Source organism: Rhizobium sp. 768_B6_N1_8, assembly GCF_051811225.1.
Taxonomy (GTDB): Bacteria; Pseudomonadota; Alphaproteobacteria; order Rhizobiales; family Rhizobiaceae; genus Rhizobium.
On sequence record NZ_JBPWPV010000001.1, the window covers coordinates 2,708,996 to 2,733,509 of the forward strand.

The 24,514-nt window shown below is 60.8% G+C and carries 23 protein-coding genes and 1 tRNA gene; 6 read left to right on the plus strand and 18 right to left on the minus strand.

Annotation, left to right across the window (positions count from 1 at the left end; translation table 11 throughout):
* Nucleotides 1-145 precede the first annotated feature (145 nt).
* The 14 genes from AB8B33_RS13975 to AB8B33_RS14040 all read right to left on the minus strand — a co-directional run bounded on the left by AB8B33_RS13975 (nt 146) and on the right by AB8B33_RS14040 (nt 15,752).
* Nucleotides 146-421 (minus strand): hypothetical protein, encoded by a 276-nt coding sequence (locus AB8B33_RS13975; protein WP_439015846.1) that lies wholly within the window; start codon nt 419-421, stop codon nt 146-148.
* A gap of 100 nt (nt 422-521) precedes the next feature.
* Nucleotides 522-3,170, minus strand: a complete 2,649-nt coding sequence (locus tag AB8B33_RS13980) for a mechanosensitive ion channel family protein (protein ID WP_439015847.1) — start codon at nt 3,168-3,170, stop codon at nt 522-524.
* 91 nt (nt 3,171-3,261) lie between these two features.
* Nucleotides 3,262-3,819: a DUF924 family protein gene (locus AB8B33_RS13985; RefSeq protein WP_439015848.1), complete on the minus strand. Its 558-nt coding sequence runs from the start codon at nt 3,817-3,819 to the stop codon at nt 3,262-3,264.
* 33 nt (nt 3,820-3,852) lie between these two features.
* Nucleotides 3,853-4,908, minus strand: coding sequence for a sensor histidine kinase (locus AB8B33_RS13990; RefSeq protein ID WP_439015849.1), 1,056 nt, complete (start codon nt 4,906-4,908; stop codon nt 3,853-3,855).
* 271 nt (nt 4,909-5,179) lie between these two features.
* Nucleotides 5,180-6,625: an MFS transporter gene (locus AB8B33_RS13995; RefSeq protein WP_439015850.1), complete on the minus strand. Its 1,446-nt coding sequence runs from the start codon at nt 6,623-6,625 to the stop codon at nt 5,180-5,182.
* Nucleotides 6,626-6,791: 166 nt separating this feature from the next.
* Nucleotides 6,792-7,871, minus strand: coding sequence for a glycosyltransferase family 2 protein (locus AB8B33_RS14000; protein ID WP_439015851.1), 1,080 nt, complete (start codon nt 7,869-7,871; stop codon nt 6,792-6,794).
* Nucleotides 7,872-8,016: 145 nt separating this feature from the next.
* Entirely contained in the window at nt 8,017-8,670 is a 654-nt protein-coding gene (locus tag AB8B33_RS14005) for an O-methyltransferase (RefSeq protein ID WP_439015852.1), read from the minus strand.
* A 227-nt stretch (nt 8,671-8,897) separates the two neighbouring features.
* Nucleotides 8,898-8,973, minus strand: a tRNA-Lys gene (locus tag AB8B33_RS14010).
* A gap of 126 nt (nt 8,974-9,099) precedes the next feature.
* Nucleotides 9,100-10,011 carry a PhzF family phenazine biosynthesis protein gene (locus AB8B33_RS14015; protein WP_439015853.1) on the minus strand — a complete coding sequence of 304 codons (912 nt, stop codon included), beginning with the start codon at nt 10,009-10,011 and terminating at the stop codon, nt 9,100-9,102.
* Nucleotides 10,012-10,081: 70 nt separating this feature from the next.
* Nucleotides 10,082-10,831 carry an NUDIX hydrolase gene (locus tag AB8B33_RS14020; RefSeq protein WP_439015854.1) on the minus strand — a complete coding sequence of 250 codons (750 nt, stop codon included), beginning with the start codon at nt 10,829-10,831 and terminating at the stop codon, nt 10,082-10,084.
* Nucleotides 10,828-11,937 carry an endonuclease/exonuclease/phosphatase family protein gene (locus AB8B33_RS14025; RefSeq protein WP_439015855.1) on the minus strand — a complete coding sequence of 370 codons (1,110 nt, stop codon included), beginning with the start codon at nt 11,935-11,937 and terminating at the stop codon, nt 10,828-10,830. Before AB8B33_RS14025 ends, AB8B33_RS14020 begins: the two co-directional genes overlap by 4 nt.
* 128 nt (nt 11,938-12,065) lie before the next feature.
* Nucleotides 12,066-13,085 carry an ABC transporter ATP-binding protein gene (locus AB8B33_RS14030; RefSeq protein WP_439015856.1) on the minus strand — a complete coding sequence of 340 codons (1,020 nt, stop codon included), beginning with the start codon at nt 13,083-13,085 and terminating at the stop codon, nt 12,066-12,068.
* Complete coding sequence (locus tag AB8B33_RS14035) at nt 13,073-14,767, minus strand: ABC transporter permease (RefSeq protein ID WP_439015857.1); 1,695 nt, start codon at nt 14,765-14,767, stop codon at nt 13,073-13,075. Before AB8B33_RS14035 ends, AB8B33_RS14030 begins: the two co-directional genes overlap by 13 nt.
* Nucleotides 14,768-14,774: 7 nt before the next feature.
* On the minus strand, nt 14,775-15,752 hold the full coding sequence (locus AB8B33_RS14040; protein ID WP_439015858.1) for an ABC transporter substrate-binding protein: 978 nt from the start codon (nt 15,750-15,752) through the stop codon (nt 14,775-14,777).
* A gap of 586 nt (nt 15,753-16,338) precedes the next feature.
* Here AB8B33_RS14040 and AB8B33_RS14045 point away from each other — a divergent pair.
* Entirely contained in the window at nt 16,339-17,397 is a 1,059-nt protein-coding gene (locus tag AB8B33_RS14045; protein WP_439015859.1) for an aldo/keto reductase, read from the plus strand.
* A gap of 96 nt (nt 17,398-17,493) precedes the next feature.
* Complete coding sequence (locus AB8B33_RS14050) at nt 17,494-18,537, plus strand: DUF2278 family protein (RefSeq protein ID WP_439015860.1); 1,044 nt, start codon at nt 17,494-17,496, stop codon at nt 18,535-18,537.
* 39 nt (nt 18,538-18,576) lie between these two features.
* Here AB8B33_RS14050 and AB8B33_RS14055 read toward each other — a convergent pair whose 3' ends face one another.
* Nucleotides 18,577-19,794 (minus strand): PLP-dependent aminotransferase family protein, encoded by a 1,218-nt coding sequence (locus AB8B33_RS14055; RefSeq protein WP_439015861.1) that lies wholly within the window; start codon nt 19,792-19,794, stop codon nt 18,577-18,579.
* Between the two features lie 315 nt (nt 19,795-20,109).
* On the opposite strand from AB8B33_RS14055, the gene AB8B33_RS14060 reads away from it, so the two are divergent.
* From AB8B33_RS14060 to AB8B33_RS14075, 4 genes are all read left to right on the plus strand, one after another.
* Complete coding sequence (locus AB8B33_RS14060) at nt 20,110-21,210, plus strand: branched-chain amino acid aminotransferase (RefSeq protein ID WP_439015862.1); 1,101 nt, start codon at nt 20,110-20,112, stop codon at nt 21,208-21,210.
* Between the two features lie 200 nt (nt 21,211-21,410).
* Complete coding sequence (locus AB8B33_RS14065) at nt 21,411-21,620, plus strand: AbrB/MazE/SpoVT family DNA-binding domain-containing protein (RefSeq protein WP_439015864.1); 210 nt, start codon at nt 21,411-21,413, stop codon at nt 21,618-21,620.
* Nucleotides 21,620-21,997: a type II toxin-antitoxin system VapC family toxin gene (locus AB8B33_RS14070; protein ID WP_439015865.1), complete on the plus strand. Its 378-nt coding sequence runs from the start codon at nt 21,620-21,622 to the stop codon at nt 21,995-21,997. Before AB8B33_RS14065 ends, AB8B33_RS14070 begins: the two co-directional genes overlap by 1 nt.
* Nucleotides 21,994-22,569: a class I SAM-dependent methyltransferase gene (locus AB8B33_RS14075; RefSeq protein WP_439015866.1), complete on the plus strand. Its 576-nt coding sequence runs from the start codon at nt 21,994-21,996 to the stop codon at nt 22,567-22,569. Before AB8B33_RS14070 ends, AB8B33_RS14075 begins: the two co-directional genes overlap by 4 nt.
* Before the next feature lie 49 nt (nt 22,570-22,618).
* Here the strand turns inward: AB8B33_RS14075 and AB8B33_RS14080 are convergent, their stop codons facing one another.
* The 3 genes from AB8B33_RS14080 to ilvC all read right to left on the minus strand — a co-directional run bounded on the left by AB8B33_RS14080 (nt 22,619) and on the right by ilvC (nt 24,483).
* The gene (locus tag AB8B33_RS14080) at nt 22,619-23,164 is read right to left on the minus strand and encodes a hypothetical protein (RefSeq protein ID WP_439015867.1); all 546 of its coding nucleotides are present in this window, start codon (nt 23,162-23,164) and stop codon (nt 22,619-22,621) included.
* Nucleotides 23,161-23,367, minus strand: coding sequence for a hypothetical protein (locus AB8B33_RS14085; protein ID WP_439015868.1), 207 nt, complete (start codon nt 23,365-23,367; stop codon nt 23,161-23,163). The genes AB8B33_RS14080 and AB8B33_RS14085 overlap by 4 nt, the downstream gene beginning before the upstream one ends.
* Before the next feature lie 96 nt (nt 23,368-23,463).
* Nucleotides 23,464-24,483, minus strand: a complete 1,020-nt coding sequence (gene ilvC, locus AB8B33_RS14090; RefSeq protein WP_007817741.1) for a ketol-acid reductoisomerase — start codon at nt 24,481-24,483, stop codon at nt 23,464-23,466.
* Between the last annotated feature and the right edge of the window lie 31 nt (nt 24,484-24,514).

Consider the following 24,514-nt stretch of genomic DNA (forward strand, 5'->3'; position numbering starts at 1 on the left):
GAACTATGCAGCGAGGCCTGCGTCATGAGAGGCCTGTTTACGACATGCGAAAAGCTTGCCGCGACGAGGCGCAAATAGACAAGCGTCAAAAGCCGCAAGGCTCAAAAATTCATAAAAATCGATAGTGGCCGGGCCGAAGCCGCCGTCACTTGATGACGGCGGAACCCTTGACGATCTCGATCGTCTCGTCGCCGGAAAGCCCGATACGGTCGCCATCGGGCGTCGTCATGAAGCAACCGGAGGGACAGACCCGTTCGGATGCGCCGGCATCCACGACGACTTCCACGCGGTTGCCGCCTTCGGTGACAGTCAGCACCACGGCTGCATCATCCTTGTTGGTAACGGAGGCGGCGAACGCCAGAGGTGCTACGGAAAGGAGAAGAAGAAATGCGACTGCGGATCGTGTCACGGTATGCGACATAGGCTATACGCCCTCCCCTGGAGCGCTCGTCGCTGCCCGGCAGCGATCGATTGCCTGAGGTTATAGCGCAAGACCCGTGAATGAGCGCTGAATGACCCGTTCAGCCTTTGAGCTTGCCGTCCGCCGTCTTGCTGCGCAACTGGCGCACCGGCCGCTCGTCTTCTACCGTCTCTATTTCCTTGACCTCGTCTTCAGCCGTGGCCTCCTCGGGCTCATCAGGCTTTTGGACAAGCACCTTTTCCGCATCCGCATTCGCCTGCCGATGAATGGTCAGATCACTCTGCGGCAGCGGGATCTCGATGCCCTCCGCCTTGAAGCGCCTGAGGATCTCGATCCTCAGATTGTTGCGCACCGTCAGGCCATCCCCCATATCAGCCAGGAAGAAGCGCAGCTCGAAATCAAGTGAATAAGGCCCGAAGCGCAGGAACTCGACATGCGGTTCCGGATTGCGCAGGATCAGCGGCACGGCCGCCGTCAGTTCCAGCAGGATATCCATCACCTTGCGCGGATCGGCCTCATAGCTGACGGAAACAGGGATTTCCGAACGTCCGAGCTTGTTGCGATGCGTCCAGTTGCCGACGAGCCCGTTGATGAGCTCCGAATTCGGCACGATGATCGACTGCTTGCGGAAGGTCTCGATTTCCGTCGCGCGCACCGAGATGCGCTTGACGATGCCTTCGGCCGTTCCCGAAACGACATGGTCGCCCACCTTGAAGGGGCGCTCGACGAGCAGGATCAGGCCGGAGACGAAGTTGGAAACGATGTTCTGCAGGCCGAAACCGATACCGACCGACAGCGCCGAGGCAACGAGCGCAAGGTTGGAAAGATCGATTCCCGCCGCCGAGATGCCAAAGATCGCCGCCACGCCGACGCCGAGATAACCGATGCCCGTCTTGACCGAATTGCGCACGCCAAGATCGACATGGCTGCGCGCCATGACATTGCTGTCCAGCCACTTCTGCACCCAGCGCGTTGCGAGATAACCGCCGGCAAAGAGCAGTATGCCGGTGAAGATGCCGACGAGCGAAATGCTGATGCCGCCGAGCCGCACCTCGGTAAACAGCCGGTAGGCAAGCAGCTGCAGATCCTGCACATGGAAGCCCCAGAGCAGCAGGATCAGCGGAATGCCCGTCAACAGCGCCACGGCATAGATCAGCAGGCCGACGACCAGCCCTACCTGATCGATCGCCACAGGCCCGAGCTTGAAGCGGGTCTCGAGAAAACGGCCAAGGAACGTATCGCCGAAATTGTCCTGCCGCGAGATCGCCTTGCCGAGCAGCAGGCCGATATAGGTCGTCACGATGATGGCGCTGGTGATGATGAGCTGGGTGGCGACGAAACGCGCCAGACCCACGTAGCCCGAAAGCGCCGCAAAGATGAGGCCCGCACCGAAGACGCGCAGCAGGATCGCCATGCCGCGCGGCCAGTGGCGGCCCGGCGCATCGGGATCGCCATTCTTCGCCAGCATCGGTTTTCCGAAGGACACGGCAATCAGGATGAGGCCGATGATCAGCGCCGCAAGCAGGCTGCGCACGACAGTCAGGACCAGCGGCGATCCCATCGCCTCGCCGATGGCACCGAAGAGATAGTCGAGCGCGTTGACGACGGCCATGGCGATCAGGCAGTAGCCGACCGAGCGGGCGCCGAGATTGGAAAGGCGCACCAGCCGCCACGACGGATCATTCGGCGCAAAGACGGCGTTGACGAAGCGGCCGACGAAATAAACAAGGCCGATCGAGCCGAAGAGCGCACCGATGACAGGCGTGATGTCGCTCCGCAGCACATTGAAGCCGTCGAGGAAGATCAGCGACGTCACCAGCAGCACATCGAGCGCCGCCGTGCGGATCAGCGTCGACCAGAAGGCAAAGGCAAGCCGGCTGATATAGGACGGTTCTTCGACATGGACGTCGCGCCGCAGATACTGGCCGAAAAGCCGGTAGCCGCCGGAGAGCAGGATCAAGGCCGTCGCGAGCGACAGGAAGATCGCCGCAAAAAGCGACAGGCTCTTGAACTTCCAGACGAAGGTGATCCAGCTCGAAAACGTCTGGGAAAACTCGCTCACTTCCTGGACGAAGGCGCTGGTCGCATCGTCGAAAACGGAGACGGAGATTTCGGTGCGCCGGAACAGCGTATCGGCAAAGAGCTGGCGGCGCGTCGCCGTGATCACGTTGGAAAGCTTTGTGATTGCGATCGACAGGTTTTCCGCGTCACCCGTTACGGCATTGATCTGAGAGCGTTCCGATGTCAGCGCATTGCGCTCGTCGGTAACGATCTGCGCTTCCGGCGGCTGCCCGTCCTTCGGCGGTTCGCCAAGCTCGGCCAGGCGGCTTTTGATCTGATCGAAACGCGGGCGCAGGCTGACGGAGGTGGCGATAACACCGCGGCCGAGTTCATCCGTCTGGCCGGCAAGCTCTACCAGAGCGTCGTCATTATCGGCATTCTGCTTGACGCGGTCCTGCAGCAAAGCAAGCTGGTTCTTCGCCTTGTCGATATCCTTCAGCGCCTGATCGAGCGCGCTGCTGGCAAGGGGCGCCTCAGCCGGCACTGCCTGGGCAGGGGTTGCCTGAGTCTCAGTTGCTTGGGTCCCAGTTGCTTGGGTCCCAGTTGCTTGAGCCGGGACAGCCTGCGTCTGGGCCTCGGCCGCAGGCTGCGGGGCCTGCGCGAAAGCGGCCTTTCCATCGAGATGCAGGCCGGCAACAGCCAGCGACAGCAGAAGAACGGTGCGAAGCAGCCAGTGTGTCAAGCGCAAGATGCCCCCGCGTGGATTCGTCTCATCAGGTAATTGACCGCTTCTTATAGGAAAGAAAGGCGACAGAAAGGCGGAATTTCCAGATAACGGCTCAGAAACCGGAGCCGGGAAGCGCCAGATACGCCAGTTCGGCCTCGCTCGACTCCCGCCCGACGATGGCATTGCGATGCGGAAAACGCCCATATGTCGCGATCACGTCGCGGTGGCGAAGCGCATAGTCGCGGAACTCCTCGTCGCCGAGCGCGGTAAAGAGCACCACCGAACGATCCTGCTCGGCGAGGTCTTCAGCATGCTCGAACGGCATGTAGAAGAAGGTCCGCCGGATGCCCTCGACGGCCTGATCGGCGCCGACGGCAAGCGCCATCTTCGCCTCGCGCAGCGCCAATCCATCGGTCGAAAAGGCAAGCGGTGTCGCCCGGTAGATGTTGCGCGGAAACTGGTCGAGCACGATCACGGCGGCAAGCCGGCTTTCAGGACTGGAGCGCCATTCCTCGGTGACCTCAAGGGCAAGCGACAGGTGGGTTGCGCGAAATCGCGCCCGGATTTCCTCGTCCAGTTCGGCGCTCGAGCCGAACCATTCCTTTCGGCTGCAACGGATGAACCAGAAATCATAGACCTCGCCGGGCGTGCAGACGATATCCGTGTTCATGATCTCTCCCCCGTGAGCTTACAGAAAAGCAGGTCAGCTTACTGTAAAGACCAGTATCGCCTTCGTGCCGCGATGCTCTGGATCGTAGACAAGTTCGGATTTCAGGCTGCCGGCCATCGCGGTCAAGATCTTAGAGCCGAGGCCGGTTCCCTTCGCCGGGCCGGAAGGATCAAAGCCCTGGCCCGCATCTTCGACGGTGACCCTGAGCACATCGCTTTCCTGCTCGACGATAACATTGATCTCGCCCGGGCTGCCATCCGGATAGGCATATTTGAAGGCATTGGTGACGAGTTCGCTGACGATGAGGCCGAGCGTGATGACCTTGTCGGTCGTCAGATTGACCGGCTGCGAGGTCAGCACCACGCGATGCGGCCGCTTCTCGTCGCGCATCGAGGCTTCGAGTTCGGTCAGGAGGCTGCTCAGATACTCATCCACCTGCACCGTGCCGACCTGCCGGTTGGTGTAGAGGCGGCGGTGGACGCTGGCGATCGCATTGATGCGCATCTGCGTTTCCTGCAGCGCGTCGATCGCCACCTGGTCGCTGGTCATGGAGGATTGCATGCGGATCAGCGCACCGACGAGGCCGAGGCTGTTGGCGATGCGGTGATTGACTTCGGCAAGCAGCATTTCCGCATGGTCGCGCTGCTGGCGGATCACCTCCTGCGCCTGCGCCGTATCGCGGCGGAATCGCGCCCGCTCCAGCCCCTGTTCGAGAGCCGCGGCCAGAAGATCGAAATAGTCGGGGGAAATGCCTTTCAGCACATAATCGTCGGCACCAGCCTTCAGCGCTGCGACCGCAATGCTCGTGTCGCCCGAACCGGTGGCGTAGATGACCGGCGGATGATCAGGCATCGCCGTGATGCGCGGCAGGATATCGAGCCCGGTTTCCGCCTTCAGGAAATGATCGAGAACGACGGCTTCGATACCGCCTTCGGCAAGCACCGCAAGGCCGGTCGCTCCGTCGCTCGCCCATTCGAGCTTGAAACCGCGACGGCCGAGATTCTTCCGCATCAGCAGCGCAAGCTCTTCGTCGTCATCGATATAGAGGATACGGATCGCTTCACCCGTACCGCCTCTGGACTCGCTCATTCTGCCTCCGGGCATTTCCCCGCAGCAATACCGGCTGTGAGGCCGCCGAGTCTTTCTGCATGAGACTGTCGTATTGCATCGGCCAGCGCGCGTAAACAGCACCTGGCCTTTGGTATGATGTGCCGCCTGATGCCAGACGGATCGAAGGAGAATGCCATCGAGAACGTCAACCTCTGCCGGCTGCGGCCGGAAGCCCCTCTATAAATTGCGAACACAGATACTGAAAATCAGGCCGTTAACGCAGTGGAAGGCAAATGGTTCCGAGGGTAAGTCAGCTTTTTTGAAAGCGGCGGTGGTGTGAAACTTCGGCACCCGCATCGGCTGAAAGTTGCAGGAAGCGCAGGCAGGACAAAAAGCCGATCATGCCGACCACGAAGAAAGCCCAGCGGAAATCACCAAGAACAGGGTCCGCGGCACCCCGAAACCCTGCGGAAATGTTGAGCACGGCGGCCGCAACGGCAACGCCAAGCAGCATGGAAATCTGCTGCAACATGCTCGACAGCGTCGAGGCCGAACTTCTCTGCGCCGGGCCGATATCGGCAAAGGACAGCGTGTTGAGGGCGGTAAATTCCATCGAGCGGGAAAGCCCCGCAATGAAGAGCAGCGCCGAGATGACGACCTCGGGGGTATCAGGTGTCAGAAAGCCGCAGGCGACGATCGAGCCGGCGGCAATGACGCCGTTGAAGAAGAGCACGTTGCGGAAGCCGAAAAACCGCAGCAGCGGCGTCGTCACCACCTTCATGCCGAGATTGCCGAGGAAATAAACCAGGAGATAGGTGCCAGCGGCAATCGAGCTCAGGCCGAAGCCAAGCTGGAACAGCAGCGGCAGCAGGAAAGGCGTCGCATTGATCGCCACACGGCAGGCCGTACCCGCCGAAAGCGTCGTCATCGAGAAGGTCTGCACCTTGAAGGCGGCCAGATCGAGCAGCGGATTGTCGACCCGCAGGAAATGCCGCGTCGCCATGACGGAAAGCACGATGCCCGCCACAAGCAGCACGACGAGGGGCACGAAGCCGCCCTGTGCTTTGACTGACAGTTCAAGTGCCGCAAGCAGCAGGGTCAGCCCCGCCGCACTGAGGAAAAAACCCTTGATATCGAGCGGCCCGACCCGTTCCTCGCGCTGTTCCGGCACGAAGCGCAGCACCAGCGCGATGCCGACGAGGCCGATTGGGATATTGATCAGAAAGTTCCAGTGCCAGCTGGCATAGGTGGTGATGAAGCTCCCTAGCACCGGGCCGACCACGGGTGCCGTCAGCGCCGGCCAGGTGATCAGGGCGATCGCCTGCACGAGCTCGGACTTGCGGGCGTTCTTGAGCACGATGATGCGTCCAACCGGCGTCATCAGCGCACTGCCCACACCCTGTACCGCACGGGCAATGACGAATTCGGTGAGGTTTCCGGACAGGCCGCAGAACAGCGACGCCACGGTGAAGACGGCAATGGACACGAGAAAGACGCGCCGCGCCCCAAACCGGTCGCCGAGCCAGCCGGAAAGCGGAATGAAGGCCGACATGGTGAGCATATAGACAGTGATGCCGATGCTCATGGCGACCGGCTGCACACCGAAGCTCGTCGCCATCTGTGGCAGCGAGGTGGTCACGATCGTCCCGTCGAGGATCTGCATGAAGAAGGAAACGGCAACGACGAGCGCTACGATCTTCGCCTGGCGGACGCTTGCCGCCTCATCTGTATTCTCACTCGTCTGAACTGCAGTCATCGATCTGCCAAATGCGAATTCCGGATTGCGCGGGAAAAGGCGGGAGAACCGACAGGGCAAGCCGCGCGGAGGGATACAGTCTGCATACGCCCCTTATGCCGGATCGGAAAGGTCAAATGCCGCCAAGTCCGAGACTTTTGTAAACATGTTCGGCAACAATCCGAGATCAGCGGCCAACAGCCGCCTCAATCGGGTTCGCGCTCACGCTTGCCGCCGAAAGCCTGCCGAGCTCCGACCTGCGGCTGGCGGTATCGAGTTCGGAGAAATCGTCGGGCAATTCGGACGTGACCTCGCCTTGCACCACGCAGTCGATCATGAACATCGGCCGGCGCTTATGCTCCTGCACGAGGCGGCCGACATATTCGCCGAGCGTGCCGAGCGCAATCAGCTGGATGGCGCTCAAGGCCGATACGGCAGCCATGATGCTCGACCAGCCGGTAATGACATTGCCCTCGAACCATTGCACGAGCGTATAGATCAAAAGCCCGACCGCAAAGACGGCCGAGATAAGGCCCATCCAGGCGCTGACGCGCAGCGGAATGATCGAGAAACTGGTGATCGCATCGATCGCGAAACGGATCATCTTGCGCAGCGGATATTTCGTCGCCCCGGCATAGCGGGCATCGCGCGTATAACGCAGTGCCACCTGCTTGCCGCCGATCCAGCTCACCATGCCGCGGATGAAACGATGCCGCTCCGGCATATTGAGCAGGATATGGACGATCCGCGCCTTCATCAGCCGGAAGTCGCCGGTGTCCTGCGGGATCGAGATGGAGGTTAGCCGCGTCAGCAGCCGATAGAAGACGGAAGCGGTGATGAGCTTGAACTTCGTCTCGCCCTTGCGCTCGCTGCGCTGCCCGTAAACGACATCGGCGCCCTGATCCATGATCGCCATCATCTCGGCCAGCAGTTCCGGCGGATCCTGCAGGTCGGCATCGATCAGCAGCACGCGCTCACCACGCGCCACAGCAAGGCCGGAGGTCGCCGCAAGCTGGTGGCCATGATTGCGCAGAAGCTTGACGCCGAGCACTTGCGGAATGTCAGCTGCAAGCCCCGATATCACGCCCCATGTATTGTCGCTGGAGCCGTCATCGACGAGGATGATCTCGAAGGAGCCGCCGGCAACGGCTTCCGCCGCCGCCTTCGCCCGTCGGCAGAATTCGCTCAAGCCTTCGGCTTCGTTGTAGCAGGGCGCGACGATGGAAAGCTTCGTCTTCACGTCAGCACCATCAACGGATTTGCCCATTTCCACCGAATCTCCTTGCTCCCCGCAGGGCAGCATGACCAATCACCTGAGGGCACACAAGACAGAGCACCCCTGCCCTGATGATTACTGCCACAAGGTGAGCTACCGGCTGTTTCCCGGCCTCTGGTGAAAATCCGCCTGAGACTCAGGGCTCGTACCGGCTGACCTCCAGCCCCGATCCGACCGGCAGCAGCACGCTGGTGATCCCTGGCTTGGTGCGGATGGCCCGGGCATAAATCTTCACGTCTTCAGTCACAGGATAAATCATGTTGTCGGCAACGATGATCGCGCCCGCATTGAGCTTCGGATAGAAGGCCTCGAGGCACGGCAGGTAGAGATCCTTCCAGAGATCGACGAGCACGAAATCCACCTTGCCCCGCAATTCGCGGATCATCGCAACCGCATCGCCCACCCGAAAATCGATATGTTCGGCAAGACCGGCTCTCTCGGCCATCGTCTGCGCATGGGCGGATTTATAGCCATGCACTTCCATGGTGATCAGCCGCCCGCCGGTCGCCCGCGCAGCTTCAGCAAGCCAGATGCCGGAATAGCCGAAGGAAGTGCCGAGCTCGAGAATGGTCGGCGCCGTCAGGTTTCGGACGAGAATGTTGAGAAACCTCCCCGTCTCCGGGCCGACAGCCCGCATCCGCTGATCCTGCCCGCCATCGCGTCCGCCCGGTACCTCCTGGCGCAGAGTGCCACGCTCCTCGTCGATCCTCTGGTGATAGGCACCGAGCACGTTGAGCACCTTCTCATCCAGCCGATGTTCGCCGAGATTGTTCTGTTTGTCATCGCTCATTGCCATTCCTCCAGGGATAGGCTTGCGACGGTAGATGCCGCAGCAAGGACTTCGCTCCAGCGAGTTAAATACCGGGGGCGTCTTCGGGCAAGCGCAGAATATTTGGAAAGCGGAAACCGCCGATTCCCCGCAAACGGAGGCGGCGGATTCAGAAAAACAGAAAAAGCCAGCAAGCCTTTGACATCAAAGGCCTTGTTTCTGGATTCTGTTCTCTTCGAAGGAGAATTTGGTGGGTGATGTAGGGCTCGAACCTACGACCCGCTGATTAAGAGTCAGCTGCTCTACCAACTGAGCTAATCACCCGTCCGCGCTTGGCTGCGCGGTGTGACGGGGCATATAAATAGGATCGTCCGGCTTGTCTAGCGCCCCGTCGAAAATTCTTTGGTTAATTGCGAAGTTTTTTTGTCAGGAGCTGGAAATGCAATGAAATCAAAGGTCGAGCGTGCCGGTCGCAATCCGCACCGCCTGGCCGCCGATCCGGGCATTCGAAATGGTGCCGCCTTCGATATCCATATGCAGGTGGATGAAGGACGGACGGCCCATTTCCAGACCCTGTTCGATGAGGATCGGATGATGCCCGTCCGTCAGCCGGTCGAAATGATTGATCGCACCCGAGAGAGCGGCGGCTGCCGAGCCGGTGGCCGGGTCCTCGGAAATGCCCATGCCGCTCGCAAACATGCGGGCATGGAACTTGGCGACATGGTTCACGCCGCCACGGCAATAAATATAGGCCGAGGCTAGCGCGCCATCGACGAAGGGCACCGTCTTTTCCCAGAGCTGCGGATCGAACTCCAGGCGCTCTGCCGCGCCGACATCGTGGACCGGCACCATCAAGAAGGGAACGCCGGCACTCCAGATCGACGGCACGTGATTCTCGAAGCCGATCTCGGTGGTCTTCAGCGACAGCGCGTCGGCGATGCCGAGCTTGTCGAGCGGCAATGGTATCTGTTGGGATTTGCGCGGCAGGTCGAATTCGGCGAAGCTTGCCTCGCCGTCCCGCAACCGGACGGCGCAACGCACTGGGCCGACATTTTCTTCGAGCACCGACACGAGATCGAGTGTTCCCGCTCCATGCGCCTTCTCCGCCAGCGCAATCGCCGTACCGACGGTCGGATGGCCGGCAAAGGGCAGTTCACGGCCGGGCGTGAAGATGCGGATGCGCGCCGTATAGGCGGGATTGTTGGCCGGCTGTACGAAAACCGTCTCGGATAGATTGGTTTCGCGGGCAACCGCCTGCATCGCCGCGTCGTCAAGCCCCTCGCCGTCAAAGATCACGGCCAGCGGATTGCCGGCAAGTTTGGTGTCGGTGAACACGTCATAGACGCTGTAGCTTAACGCCACACTGGCCTCCTTGAATCGGTCATCGAGCCGCCAACCTGCCCGACAGCACACGCAAGTGCAAGCGTCAGGTCTACTTGCCCGCGAAATACCAGTCGATGATTGGCAGCATCGCGACATTGTAAGGCTGTGCCTTCGGATCGGCCGAGCGGATCGCGACCGCGCCGGCAATTTCCTTGTCCTCGGCGACCAGCATATGCGCGCCGATGAAATCGACCATCTCGTCTGCCGTCATGTCGAAACGGAAGAGCTTGAACAGCGAGACGGAACCGCGCACATGGCCCGCATAGAGCCCCTCACCCACGATCGCCTTGTCGAGATCCAGGCCCGTCTCCTCCATCACTTCGCGGCGCATATTGCTGTCGATATCGCAACGCCCGTCCACGACATCTTCCGGTTCCAGCGAGCCGGCGGCGAAATAGACCTGACCGGGGTTGGCCGTATGCGCCCCCATGCGGATAGCGACCAGCGCCCCATCGGAGGATTCGAGCACCGGATAGGAAAAGAGATGGATGGCGCCCTTCCGGTCCGGCTGGCGCCGCCACCACATGAAGGCCGAGAAAGGCGCGATATAGGCCTCACCCGCAATTCCGGCTTCGGACAGTTTCACCCGATGCTGCAACACCAGCCGGCCATCGAACAGCGCCGGATTGACGGCGATTTCCCGCTCCCAGTTCTCGCGGATATCAGCCCCGTTGGCGACGACAAGCGGATGATCCCCCTCGAGCACGCGCAGATCGGCGCCGGCAATGGGAAATACCGTGCGTTCCGGCGGAAAGGCCGAAAGGTCTTCTGAAAAAGTCTCTGAAAAGCGAAGTGTCATAAGAGATCCAATGTCATGACGACGGGGCAATGGTCGGATGCCTTCGGCCTGTCCCAGCCGGTGCGCGGATAACGCTCCACCTGCTGCCCCGGCGGGAAGATGGTGCGATAGGGCTGTCCGTGGCGGATGATTTCAGGGATGCGCTTGGCGTTAGTGGCGGCAAGTGCCGGCGACAGCCAGAGATAATCGAGCTGGCAGAGCCACTGCTCCTCCGGCCCGCGCGAATGATAGAGCGTCCAGCGGTCAAGTGGCTCGCGGCGGCGCACGACATTTTCGGCAAACCCGTCCTTGCTGAAGACATCGAGCGCGCTTTCGGCCTCATCCTGATGCTCGAACCGATAGCCCGTGCCGCGCCGGCCGATGACGTCGACCCGCTCCTGATAGTCGTTCATGTCGCCGCAGATGACGAAGTTCTTGCTTGCGGTATGGCCTGCGCCGAACCGGTTCTCGATGATGCGGCGAACGGCGCGTGCCTCCGCCCGGCGGATCGGCAGGGTCGATTGCCGCCCGTCCAGCCCCTCGCGCGGATTGCCCATCGATTTGAAATGCACGACATAGAGCGTCATCGGCACACCGCCGATCCTCAAATCCAGTTCCAGGCAGTCGCGCTTGAAGATCTTGTCGTCGAGCCGGTTGGTCTTGCCGATCTCCTCGTCGAAGAGATCGAATTCGCGATAGGTCACCATCGCATGGCTCTTGATATCCCTAAGCTCGATCTTCTGCCCGTCGCGCGTTTCCTCGCGCATCAAGACGGCGACATCGATGCCGCGGCTGTCATTGCCCTCGACCAGATATTTCTGCCGGTAGCCATTGCCGACCATGCGGAAGAGATAGCCATATTCGAAGGCCTGCAGGGCGGCCATATTGTCGATTTCCTGCAGGCAGAGAATATCGGCATCCGCATCGGCGATGGCGAGTGCCGTCATCTGCCTGGTATCGTCGGTCGACGCGATTACCCGTGCCTGCTCAAGCTGCTGGTAGGTGCCCTCGTTGCTGACCTCGAAGAGCTTGATGACGCGGTCCTGCCGGAGCTGGTTGCGATAGCCCGTGAAGTCGAAGCGGGTGAGCAGGTTTTCGACATTGAAAGTGGCAAGGCGAAGCGACATCAGGAATTCCCGGTTGGATCGACGCCAATTACTAGAGCAATTCCAGCAAAAGTGTGCAGCGGTTTTGCGTCCGGAATCGCTTGAAAACAGTTAAAGTCGAATACGCGCTTCGAAAAGCCGTTTGTCCGTCAGAGCCGCCAGCCGGCGCGGATGACGACATGCACCGCCTCATCAGGCACGACAGCCACGCGGCTATAGGCGCGCAGCGTCTGGCCGTTACCGAGGGTCAGCTTCACGGCATAACGTTCGCCTTCGAAGAGCACGGATTCGACCGTCGCGGGCGCCCCCTCGCTACCGATGATGACATCTTCCGGCCGCACCAGAATATCGGCGCCATCGATATTGGCGGCATGCAGCACCCCCTCCAGCTCGTCCCATTCGAGCTGGCGCTCACCGCCCATGACCGGCAGCGTGACGATCGCGCCGCGGCCGATCAGCCCGCCGACCATGCGCCCTTCCGGCCGCGCATAGATTTCCGCCGGCGGCGCCACCTGCAACAGCCGCCCCTCGGACATGACGGCAACATCGGTTGCCAGCGCCATCGCCTCGCTCTGGTCATGCGTCACATAGATCATCGTTGCACCGGAGCGCTGGTGAAACTCGCGGAACGTCTCCTCCATCTCCTGCTTCAGATGCCGGTCGAGATTGGCAAGCGGCTCGTCGAGCAGCACGACATCGGGCGATGTCACCAGGCAGCGGGCCAGCGCCACGCGCTGCCGCTGGCCGCCGGAGAGATCGGCCGGCCGCCGCTCGGCATAATCGACGAGGCGCACGGTCGATAGTGCCTCTCTCACCTTGGCCTTGTAGGCCGCGCCCGATATGCCGCGAACTTTCAGCGGATAGCCGACATTGTCCGCCACACTCATATGCGGCCAGAGCGCATAGGACTGGAAGACCATCGCCATGTTGCGCTTCTCCGGCGGCAGCGATCGCGAGGCATCGGCCAAGAGCCGCTCGCCGAGATGGAGGGATCCGTCAGTCGGCGTCTCGAAACCGGCAATCATCCGCAGAACCGTGGTCTTGCCGCAGCCGGAGGGGCCGAGCAGCGCCAGGAAGCCGCCCTCGCGCACATCGAGCGAAAAGCCGCTGACCGCAGCCCTGCCCGTGCCGAAATCCTTGGCCACCTGATTGAGGATCAGCTTCGCCACGGCACTACTCCCTTGGGCAGATGTTTCGCCAGAAGCTCCAGAAGCAGCATCATGGCGACGACCATGAAGACGACGAGCACGGAGAGAGCCGAAGCAAGATCGGAACTGCCGCTGTCGTCGAGATTGTAGATGGCGACACCGAGCGTCTGCGTGCCCGCCGACCAGAGCAGCGCCGAGATCGTCAGTTCGTTGCAGGCAATCAGGAAGACGAGGATGACCGAGGCCCCCGCCGCCGGCGCAATCAGCGGCACGATAATATCTTTCAGCCGCCGGAAGAAGCCGGCACCGGACAGCCTTGCCGCCTCTTCCAGCGCCGGATCGAGTTGATGGAAGGCGCTGACCACAGGCTTCAGGCTGACGGCGAAGAAGGAGGAGAAATAGGCAATCAGGATGATCCAGACCGTGCCGTAGAGTGTCACGTTGAGCACCGGGATGGGTGCGGCAAAGACCAGAATGAAGCAGACCGCCATGACGATGCCGGGCAGCGAATAGGGTATTTCGACGAGGCTGGAGACGATGCGCGACAGCGTATCCTTACGCCGCGTCAGCGCATAGGCCGCAAGCACCGTCACGAAGAGCAGGCCGACCGCCGCCCCGCTGGCCAGCGACAGCGAATTGATAAAGGCCGTGCGCGTCACCGCCTGCCGGAAGAGGATTTCCTCGAAGGCATGGAAGGTCATGGTCTTGAAGGTGAGCGGCACGCCATAGGCCGGCACAAGCGCGCCGGCGACGAGCGCGAAGAAGGGTGCGGCCAGCATGAAGAACAGGATGATCCAGAGCAGCGGCGTGAAAACGAGCTTCCACCCGCCGAGCTCGAAGGCAGCGGTCGCACCCGAAAGGCCGATGACGCGATAATCGCGCCCACGCAATGCCCTATCCTGAATGGCAAGGCCGGCGACAGAGATCAGCGCGATGATGGCAGAGAGAAGTGCCACATCGCCGAAGGTCCGGCCGGTAAAGGCGGTAAACTTCGAAAAGATCAGCGTCGGCAGCGTAAAGATCGAGGCCGGAATGCCGAGGATCGCCGGAATGCCGAAATTGCCGGTGCAGGAAACGAAGGAGATCGCCGCCCCCGCAATAACGCCCGGCAGCGATAGCGGTAGGATGATGTCGCGAAAGACGCGCAGGCTTGAGGCGCCCGAAAGCCTTGCCGCCTCCACCCCGTCGCGCGGCAGGGTCATCAGCCCTGCCCTCAGCGCCAGATAGACAAGCGGCGCATGCTGCACGCCATAGAGCAGCGCAATGCCGCCGACCGAATAGAGCGGCTGCGGCGACCCCAGCGGCGGCGCAATATGCAGCGCCTTCAGAAGCGGGCTCGACGGCCCCGACATCTGCACCCAGGCAAGTGCCGTCACCTGCGGCGGGATCATCATCGGCAGCACGAAGAAGAAGCTGAGCGGCCCCTTGGCCGGAATATCCGTCAGCGTCAGCAGATAGGCGAAAGCGCAGCCGATGGCGAGCGAGATGATCGTGCCGAGGATCGCCGTGACGATGGTGTAATAGACCGCCGACCAGACCATGGGGTCGGTGAGAACCACCATGATGCCGCCATTGGCAAAGGCGGAAATGCCGACGACCGCGAGCCGCGCTAAGGGCAGCACGCTAAGGAAGAGAACCACCGAGACAATAAAAGGAAACAGCCAGACGGGCTGGCTGTTTCCTGGACGTACATAGCCCTGCATGGGTCTATTATTTCGAACCGAAGAGATCCGTAAAGGTCTTCAGATCCTTGTCGGTATTCTTCAGGGCTTCGGCAGCATTGACCGGCAGAACCTTGATCGTGTCGCGCGCCGGGAAACCGGCGGGCAGCTTCATGCCGTTACGAGCAGGGATGTAGCCGAGCTTCAGGAAGCCTTCCTGTCCCTTTTCAGAGAGAACATAATCGACGAACTTCTTGGCTGCATCGGCATTCTTGGCGCTGGCGAGAATACCGACCGGCTCGGTGACGGCCGAAACGCCTTCGCTCGGGAAGACGAACTCGACCGGAGCACCCTTGGCCTTTTCGCGGATCGGCAGGTAATCGACGACCACGCCGTAAGCCTTCTCGCCAGAGGCGACAGACTTCAGGACAACGCCATTGCCGCCGGAGGCGACAGCCGCATTATCGGCGAGCGACTTGTAGAAATCCCAGCCGAGGCCCGGAACAGCGGCCAGCGTCTGTGCGTGGATGAGAGCGGCACCCGAAGCAAGCGGGCTTGGCATGGTGACGAGGCCCTTGGCTTCCGGCTTGGCGAGGTCCTTCCAGCTCGTCGGCTTCATGGCAGCCGACGTATTGTACATGATGCCGGTCGTGATCAGCTTCGTGGAATAGTAATAGCCGTCGGCATCAAAGAGCGCGGCGTCGTAATTGGCAGCTTCCGGCGACTTGTAGGCGAGCAGCTTGCCATCTTCCTTCAGGCGCTCGAGCGTCACGACATCGGCGATCAGCAGAACGTCGGCAACCGGGTTGCCGGCCTGAATCTCGGCCTGAAGCTTGGCCATGATCTTCGGCGTGCCGTCGCGAACCCAGTCGACCTTGATATCGGGATTGGCGGCCATGAAGCCGTCGACGGTCGCCTGCGCATCTTCGTTCGGCTGGCTGGTGTAAAGAACGAGGTTTGCAGCGGAGGCCGGGATGGCGAAAAGGCTCGCGGCGAGAAGCGCTACGGCGGAAACTAGAGTTTTCATGGAAGGAATCCTCGGATTGCGATGCCCCTCCCTTATTAGGGGCGTTTAACACCGATGTGACAGGACAAGGTAGCTTCAACCTAGTCGTCTATGCCAGTTGAGCGGCCGCACCTTCTCATCTTCCTTCTCCACAAAAACACGCATTTTTTCCAGCGGGTCTAAAGCAAAACCATATGAACTTAAGATTGAATCACCTACAGCTCCGCACGCCGATCCGTCTTTACCTTGCCCCGCAACAAGGCTCGCTATTGGAACTGGGATTGCTCACCGCCGAATCCTGCAGGCCCACTCGCCAGGCGCTGCTCGAAGCGGTTGGCAGAAATGAAAGCTCAGGCTTCGTCCGTGCCCTATCGCGCAGGATGGAACGAAGCCAGCCAGTACTCGCGGCAGACATGATCCGCGCGTTGCGGGCAAAAAAAGCGCTTGTCCCGGAAGCTCCCCGCGCTCGCGTCGAAATCAGTCGGCTATTCTCCTCGCGCGAGCGGCGGCGAAAGGGTAAAATCACGCAGGCGTGAACACCTTGCCGTTTGACGGCGAGCTTTGCTGCGGTACGTCAATCAGGCCATTTTCATGAGGAGGAATTTCAATGGAATATCGTTTGCTCGGCCGTTCCGGCCTTAAAGTTTCCACCGTGACCATGGGCACGATGACCTTCGGCGGCGTCGGCTGGGCAAAGACAGTCGGTGACCTCGGTGTGCAGGAAGCCCGCCGCATGGTCGATATCTGCCTCGATTCCGGCGTCAACCTGATCGATACGGCCAATGTCTATTCCGCGGGTGAATCCGAGCGCATCATCGGCGAAGTGCTCGACGGCAAGCGACCTAATGGCGTGCTGCTCGCCACCAAGGCCCGCTTCGGCATGGGCGATGGCCCGAATGATCGCGGCCTGTCACGCTACCACCTCATCCGCGAATGCGAGGCAAGCCTCAAGCGTATGAAGACCGACGTCATCGACCTCTACCAGGTCCATGAATGGGATGGTGAGACGCCGCTCGAAGAGACAATGGAAGCGCTCGACACTCTGATCAAGCAGGGCAAGGTGCGTTATGTCGGCTGCTCGAACTATTCCGGCTGGCACATCATGAAGGCGCTCGGCATCGCCAATGAACACAAGTACCAGCGCTTCGTCAGCCAGCAGATCCACTACACACTGGAAGCCCGTGACGCGGAATACGAATTGCTGCCGATCTCGATCGACCAGGGTCTCGGTGTACTCGTCTGGAGCCCGCTCGCCGGCGGCCTGCTCTCCGGCAAACATCGCCGCAATGCCGCCGCCCCCGAAGGCACCCGCCAGTTCGCCGGCTGGACCGAACCGCCGATCCGCGACGAAAACCGCCTCTGGAACATCGTCGAGACGCTGGTGGCGATCGGGCAGGAACGCGGCGTTTCCGCAGCGCAGGTAGCACTTGCCTGGCTGATCGGCCGCAAGGCGGTGACCTCCGTCATTATCGGCGGACGTACCGAAGCCCAGTTCAAGGACAACCTCGCCGCCGCCGACCTCAAGCTCTCGAATGAGGAGCGCAAGCGCCTCGACGATGTCAGCGTGCCCCCGGTCATCTACCCCTACTGGCACCAGCTCAACACCGCCAATGACCGCCTGAGCGAAGCAGACATGGAGCTCTTCGCGCCGCATGTGAAGAAATAAGACTCTCCAAAGCGTTGCATGGCGGAAAATCAGCGTCACAAAAGATGCATTTCCGCTATGCTATCGTGAACCCCTGCCCCCACCACGAGGTTCACCATGCTCCGGAATTACAAGGTGCTGAAGGGTACAGCTTCGGCGCTCGCCCTTGACGACGACAACGACCCGCATATCGAAATCCGCATCGAGGCCGGTGGCATCAGCTATCGCATTGCCATGAACGTGCGCTCGAAGGAATCGCCGCACGACTTGCTCTACGCCAATGTCATGGATTTCCAGCATGAGACACTGACGGCCGAACTCGCCGTCCTGCCGATGGGCCTCACCGACATCAGAGGCGACCGGCAGGATCTGGCGATCGACTATGTGCGCGGCGGCATGATCGAGCGCGAGGATATGAATGTCGCGCCCTTCCAGCTCGACGGCCCGAAGAACGACCTGCGCGATTTCATCGAACCCATCGTGCAGGAAGGCATCGCCGACAAGTCCATCCACTTCTACGCCTTCGGCGAAGCCTGGGGACCGGAAAACAACAAGCCGGATGAATATTTCGGCTTCGAGCCCGGCAACGGCATCCACGACATCCATATGAACCAGGGCGACAGCGGCAGCTTCCGCGCCACCAATGCGCCCAATCAGGACGGCGCGCTGCTGATCCATTTTTCGGATGAGGATCACTGGGCGGCGATCTTCCTCGGCTTCCAGTCGCAGAACTGGAATACGGATGCCAATACCGGACACCCTGTCGGCGACAACAGGGGCGGCCAGGGCCGCGGCGAAGGCACCCGCCGCCCGCAGCCGATCGTTGCCTCGTCACTGCGCATCGTCGCCGCCATGATCAATCCGGTGAACCGCCCTGACGGCACCGAGGACGAGACGGTGACACTCATCAATCGCTCGGATGTGGCGATGTCGATCGAAGGCTGGTCGCTGGAAGACGGCGAAGGCCGCCGGCAGAAATTGACGGGCTCGCTCGCCTCGGGCGAATTCCGCACCATCACGCTCGATCCTGAGGATGGCGGCCCGCAGCTCGCCAACAAAGGCGGCGATATCATCCTCATCAATGCCGATGGCGCGGTTGCCGATCGTGTCGGCTACGGCAAGAGCGAAACCGCGAACGAAGGCTGGACGACGATCTTCTGATCGCCGCCCAACCCTAATTTTTATAGGCCTGAAGTCGCATCAGCCGATCTCGCTGGCGATCAGCCTGCCGAGACGGCTGACGCCCTCGTCGATCATCTGGTCGTTGGCGCAGGAGAAGCTGACGCGAAAGGTATTTGCGCCCGAACCATCGGCAAAGAAGGCCTGGCCCGGAACGAAGGCGACCTTGGCGCTTTCGAGCGACTTGGCAAGTAGCTTGGCGCCGTCCATACCCTCCGGCAGCGTCACCCAGATGAACATGCCGCCTTCCGGCCTGGTCCAGCTCGTGCCTGCAGGCATATACTTTTCGAGCGCTGCCAGCATGGCGTTGCGGCGCTGGCTGTAGACCGCCCTGACCTTGGCGACCTGCGCATCGAAGCCGCGCTCGGCAACCTCGGAAATCGCCATCTGGTTGATCGTCGAAGAATGCAGGTCGGCCGCCTGCTTCATCAGCACCAGCTTGCGGATGACGGGCGCATTGGCAACGATGAAGCCGACGCGCAGGCCTGGCGCCAGCGTCTTGGAGAAGCTGCCGCAATAGATCGTGCGCGTATCGTTGATATGGCCCTTCTCGGCAATCTCCAGCGCCAGGATCGGCGGGATCGGATCGCCGTCATAACGCAGCGACTGGTAGGCGGCGTCTTCGATGACGGCGATATCGAGCTCTTCGGCAAGTTTCAGAACCTTCTCGCGGCCATCGCGGTCGACAGTCTCGCCGGTCGGATTGGAGAAATCAGCCGAGAGATAGGCGAATTTCACCTTGCCACCCTTCTGCGCTGCAGCCTCGCGGTAAGAATCCGGCGTGCGGTTGCCGCCAGGCGTCAACTGATCGTAGGACGGCTCGTAAGCATTGAAAGCCTGCAGAGCGCCGAGATAGGTCGGCCAGGTGACCAGCGCCGTATCGTTGGGCGACAGGAACAGCTTGCCGAGATAATCGAGGCCCTGCTGCGAACCGGAGACGATGAAGACATTGTCGAGCGCACAGGGAATGCCGAGGCCCGCCATCTGCTTGATGAGCCACTCGCGCAGCGGCTTGTAGCCTTCGGAAACAGAATATTGCAGCGCTGAATTGACGGCCGAGCTGTCGAAAATATCCGCATAGGCCTGCTTGAACTCCTTGTCCGGAAACAGCGCCGGATCCGGAATGCCGCCGGCAAAGGAGATGATATCCGGCCGGTCGAGAAGTTTCAGAAGCTCGCGGATTTCCGAAGCGCGCATCCTTGTGGAGCGCGTCGCAAACATATTGTCCCAGTTCAGCATGGGGTTTCCTCGTATTTTTTATAATATCAGCAGCTCACCATGCAGTGGAATTTATGTCAATAATGCTGACCTATTTTCTTGTCACTGTGACAAGTTTGGAAGTCCTGTATTCCCGAGCCATGGTGCCGATTGGGCTGCCGTTCGAGATTTCACGCAGCCGAACCGAATGGCCTGCCTCGTTGCGTGAACGTTCGCCACATCACGCGATTATTCCTTTGATCAAAAGCAGAAACCGGCCGATTCAGACCTTTCCAAAACCGGCCCGGCGGCAGTAGTGTGCCGGCCATTATTCAATGGACTATCAAGGTGCCAGCAATGACTGCGACGTCGACCTCTCCTGAAATCAAAATCGAATTCCACAAGTCTCCCGTCTCCGACGCCGACCGCATCCGGGCACTGGAAACGCCCGGCTTCGGCAAGGTCTTCACGGATCATATGGTCCTGGCGCGATGGACTGCCGATAAGGGCTGGCACGATGCGAAGGTTACGCCGAGGCGCCCTCTGGAGCTGGACCCCGCAAGCGCCGTGCTGCACTACGCTCAGGAAATCTTCGAAGGCATGAAAGCTTACAAGGCGGAGGATGGCCGCATCCTGCTCTTTCGGCCGGAAGAGAACGCCCGCCGCTTCGCGCAGTCGGCAGCCCGCATGGCAATGCCCGCAGTGCCGGAAGAACTCTTCCTGAAGGCCGTCGAAGAACTGGTTCGTGTCGACAAGAACTGGATCCCCTCCGGAGACGCCAGCCTCTACCTTCGCCCCTTCATGTTCGCCAACGAGGCGTTCCTCGGCGTTCGCCCGGCCCAGGAATATATCTTCTGCATCATCGCCTCCCCGGTCGGCGCCTATTTCAAGGGCGGCGCGAAGGCTGTCTCCCTCTGGGTCGAGACCGCCTATACGCGCGCAGCCGCCGGCGGCACCGGTGCCGCAAAATGCGGCGGCAACTATGCAGCCAGCCTCGTGGCGCAGGCTGAAGCGGCGAAGAAGGATTGCGACCAGGTCGTCTTCCTCGATGCAGCCGAACATCGCTGGGTCGAGGAACTCGGCGGCATGAACGTCTTCTTCGTCATGAACGATGGATCGATCGTGACCCCGCCGCTTGGCGGCACGATCCTGCCGGGCATCACCCGCGCCTCGGTCATCGTACTCGCCAAGGAGAAGGGCTTGCGCGTCGAGGAACGCCCCTACTCCTTCGAGGAATGGCAGGCCGATGCCGCCAGCGGCAAGCTCGTCGAAGCCTTCGCCTGCGGCACGGCCGCGGTCCTCGCCGGCATCGGCCTGGTTCGGCACGCCGGCGGCGAGTTCCTGGTCGGAGACGGACAGACCGGCAAGCTGACCACCGAACTGCGCCAGCAACTCGTCAGCCTGCAGAAGGGCGTAACGAACGATGAGCGCGGCTGGACGCGCCTCATCTCTGCCTAAAGCTAGATAACCGAAACGCAGCAGCGTTCTCGACGGGTAGAGCTACAGTGACAACTTCGAAACCGGGCGCACCGCCCGGTTTTTTTATGGCCGGGGCAGCCATGTGATAACGGAGATTGCATCGACGCCGAAAACGGTTCGCCATTGATCAACGTCGGTCGAATTCTTACTATTCGCCAATCGATAGAGGAAAGGTAAGAATGGCAACCGCAACCCTCTCTTCCAAATTTCAGATCTCCATTCCGAAGGAAGTGCGCGAGCAGCAGCACTGGTCCGCAGGCCAGGAATTCGTCTTCATCCCGAAAGGCAAGGGCGTCCTTCTCATGCCCGTCCCCGAACTGACAGATCTCAAGGGCATGGCCAAAGGCGCCGACCCGAACGACTACCGCCACCGGAAGGACCGGTTCTGATGCGCGTCGTCGACAGCTCAGCCTGGATCGAATGGCTGACCCAAGGCCCGGCCGCAGATCGCCTGCAAGGCGAGATGCCTGGGCGAACCGAATGCAGCGTCCCCACCATCGTCCAGCTCGAACTCGCCAAATGGCTGGAGCGCGAACGCGGTGAAGAAGCAGTCGATTCCTTCTTCGCCTATACCGCCACCTGCATCGCGGCCCCTTTCGACACGGCGTTGGCCCGCCGCGCCGCCGAAGTCTCGGCGAAACGCAAGCTCGTCCTAGCCGACGCCATCATCTACGCCACCGCCGAACTGCATGACGCCGACGTTCTGACGCTCGACGCCCGTTTCAAGGACCTAGACCGCGTGGTTTATATCGAGGAGAGCCCGTGACCAACTCTTTCTACGATGACAATGCCGAGACTTACGCCACTCGCGACCGCAGGCCGCCGACAGCGAGGCTCGATGCCTTCCTCTCCGCCCTCCCCGAGAAGGCACGCATTCTCGAACTCGGCTGCGGTGGGGGACAAGACTGCGCCTACATGCTGTCCAAGGGCTTCGACGTAACTCCGACGGATGGCTCAGCTGAGCTTGCCAGGCAGGCAGAGAAACTGATCGGCAGGTCGGTCACGGTCATGCGTTTCGAGGAGCTTGCGGCGCGGGAGGAATTCGATGGCGTCTGGGCCGAGGCGAGCCTCCTGCATGTGCCCCGCACAGATCTGTCCGCCATCCTTGCCCTTATCCGCAACGCCCTGAAGAAAGACGGCGTCTTCCACGCGAGCTTCAAAGCCGGCATCGCCGACGGCCATGATGATTTCGGGCGCTACTACAATTACCCTTCAACGGAATGGCTGCAGGAACTGCTCGTTACTGGTGGTTGGAGAAATGTCACGCTCAACGAAGTGGATGGCGGCGGTTATGACAACAAGCCGACCCGCTGGCTGCATCTTAGCACTCGCAAATGAAGAGGCCGGAGCTTTTGCCGAGGCCGAGCAGCTCTAATCCTCAGGCCTTTCAGCGCGCCAAGGCAACCCGCCGTAATTCTCCAATTTCATCCAGCAGAAGGTCGATCTGCCACTGCTGTTCTGCTGGTATCATGTCCACCAATCCGATCACCGCGTTTTCGACAGTCGCGCTGGTCAGCCAATCAAGGACGAGACGGCGTTTTTCGGCTGCGATATCCTCCCAGAAGCCATTGCCTCGATAGAGACCTTTCAGGTCGACACGGGCAAGCTGCAGAAACGCATTCGGTGTCGGCTGCCGGACCCACAGGCTGAGACAGGATTCGAACTGGAGATCGAGCCTTACCATCGCCAGTATCCAATTCCAGGCGAACGGATCGAAATCGGGGTTCTGCAATCTCTTGAAGGCCCATGCAGCATAGACAGCATTCGCCACCACCGTCTGCTCGACGACAGGCCAGCGCTTCCAGTCGCATAAGGCAAGCTTCGAAGCGATGACGGGCGGTTCGAAGCCGTAGGAGCCAGGACGTATGACCGCCAGATGAAGGATCCGTGGCAGGAAATGCTTGAACTCGTAAGCCGAACCCACAGTCGTCATCGCGCTCGCTGAATATGGTCCGAGCGCTCGGCGCTCAACTCGCGCAGGGGCGCCGATTTCAGGTCCGAGAGAATTTTCTCCGGGTCGCGCAGAGGCGAAGCATGCAGCGACTGCGGAAACGGATAATCCTGAAATGAAGAGTAAAGAGACTCAAGTCCCTCTTTCAGATCCTGCCTTGCAGACCTCATGATTGCTTCAAACACGTCAGCCCCAAGAACGGTTTTATCTCAAACGAGCACTTAATAGCGAAAAGGCCGGAGCTTTCGCCCCGGCCCTTAATATCACGTCATCAAAACAGCTTAGTTGACGGACTTGTCGACCAGCTTGTTCTTGCCGATCCAGGGCATCATGGCGCGGAGCTTCGTGCCGACTTCCTCGATCTGGTGGCTGTCGTTCAGGCGGCGGATGCCCTTGAAGCGCGCGCCGCCGGCACGGTATTCCTGCATCCAGTCGGAGGTGAACTTGCCGGTCTGGATGTCCTTGAGAACACGCTTCATCTCGGCCTTCGTTTCGGCGGTGATGATGCGCGGACCGGAGACATATTCGCCCCACTCGGCCGTGTTGGAGATCGAGTAGTTCATGTTGGCGATGCCGCCTTCATAGATCAGGTCGACGATCAGCTTCACTTCGTGCAGGCACTCGAAATAGGCCATTTCCGGCGCGTAACCGGCTTCGGTGAGCGTTTCGAAGCCAGCGCGGATAAGCTCGACGAGACCGCCGCAGAGAACGACCTGTTCGCCGAAGAGGTCGGTTTCGCACTCTTCGCGGAAGTTGGTTTCGATGATGCCCGAACGGCCACCGCCGACGCCGCAGGCGTAGGAGAGAGCGAGTTCAAGTGCATTGCCGGAAGCGTTCTGGTGAACGGCAACGAGGCAGGGAACGCCGCCGCCCTTCTGGTATTCGCCGCGAACCGTGTGGCCCGGGCCCTTCGGGGCGATCATGACAACGTCGACAGTCGCCTTCGGCTCGATGAGGCCGAAGTGAACGTTGAGGCCGTGAGCGAAGGCGATAGCAGCGCCGTCACGGATATTGCCGGCGATGTCGGCCTTGTAGATGTCGGCCTGCAGTTCGTCCGGGGTTGCCATCATCATCAGGTCGGCCCAGGCGGCAGCTTCGGCAACCGTCATGACCTTGAAGCCGTCGGCTTCGGCCTTCTTGACGGTCGGCGAACCGGCCTTGAGCGCGATGACGACATTCTGGGCGCCGGAATCCTTGAGGTTCAGCGCATGTGCGCGACCCTGCGAACCATAGCCGATGACGGCGACCTTCTTCGACTTGATGAGGTTGAGATCGGCATCACGATCGTAATAGACGCGCATTGAAATTCCTTCCCTTTTGCTTGTCTTGTTG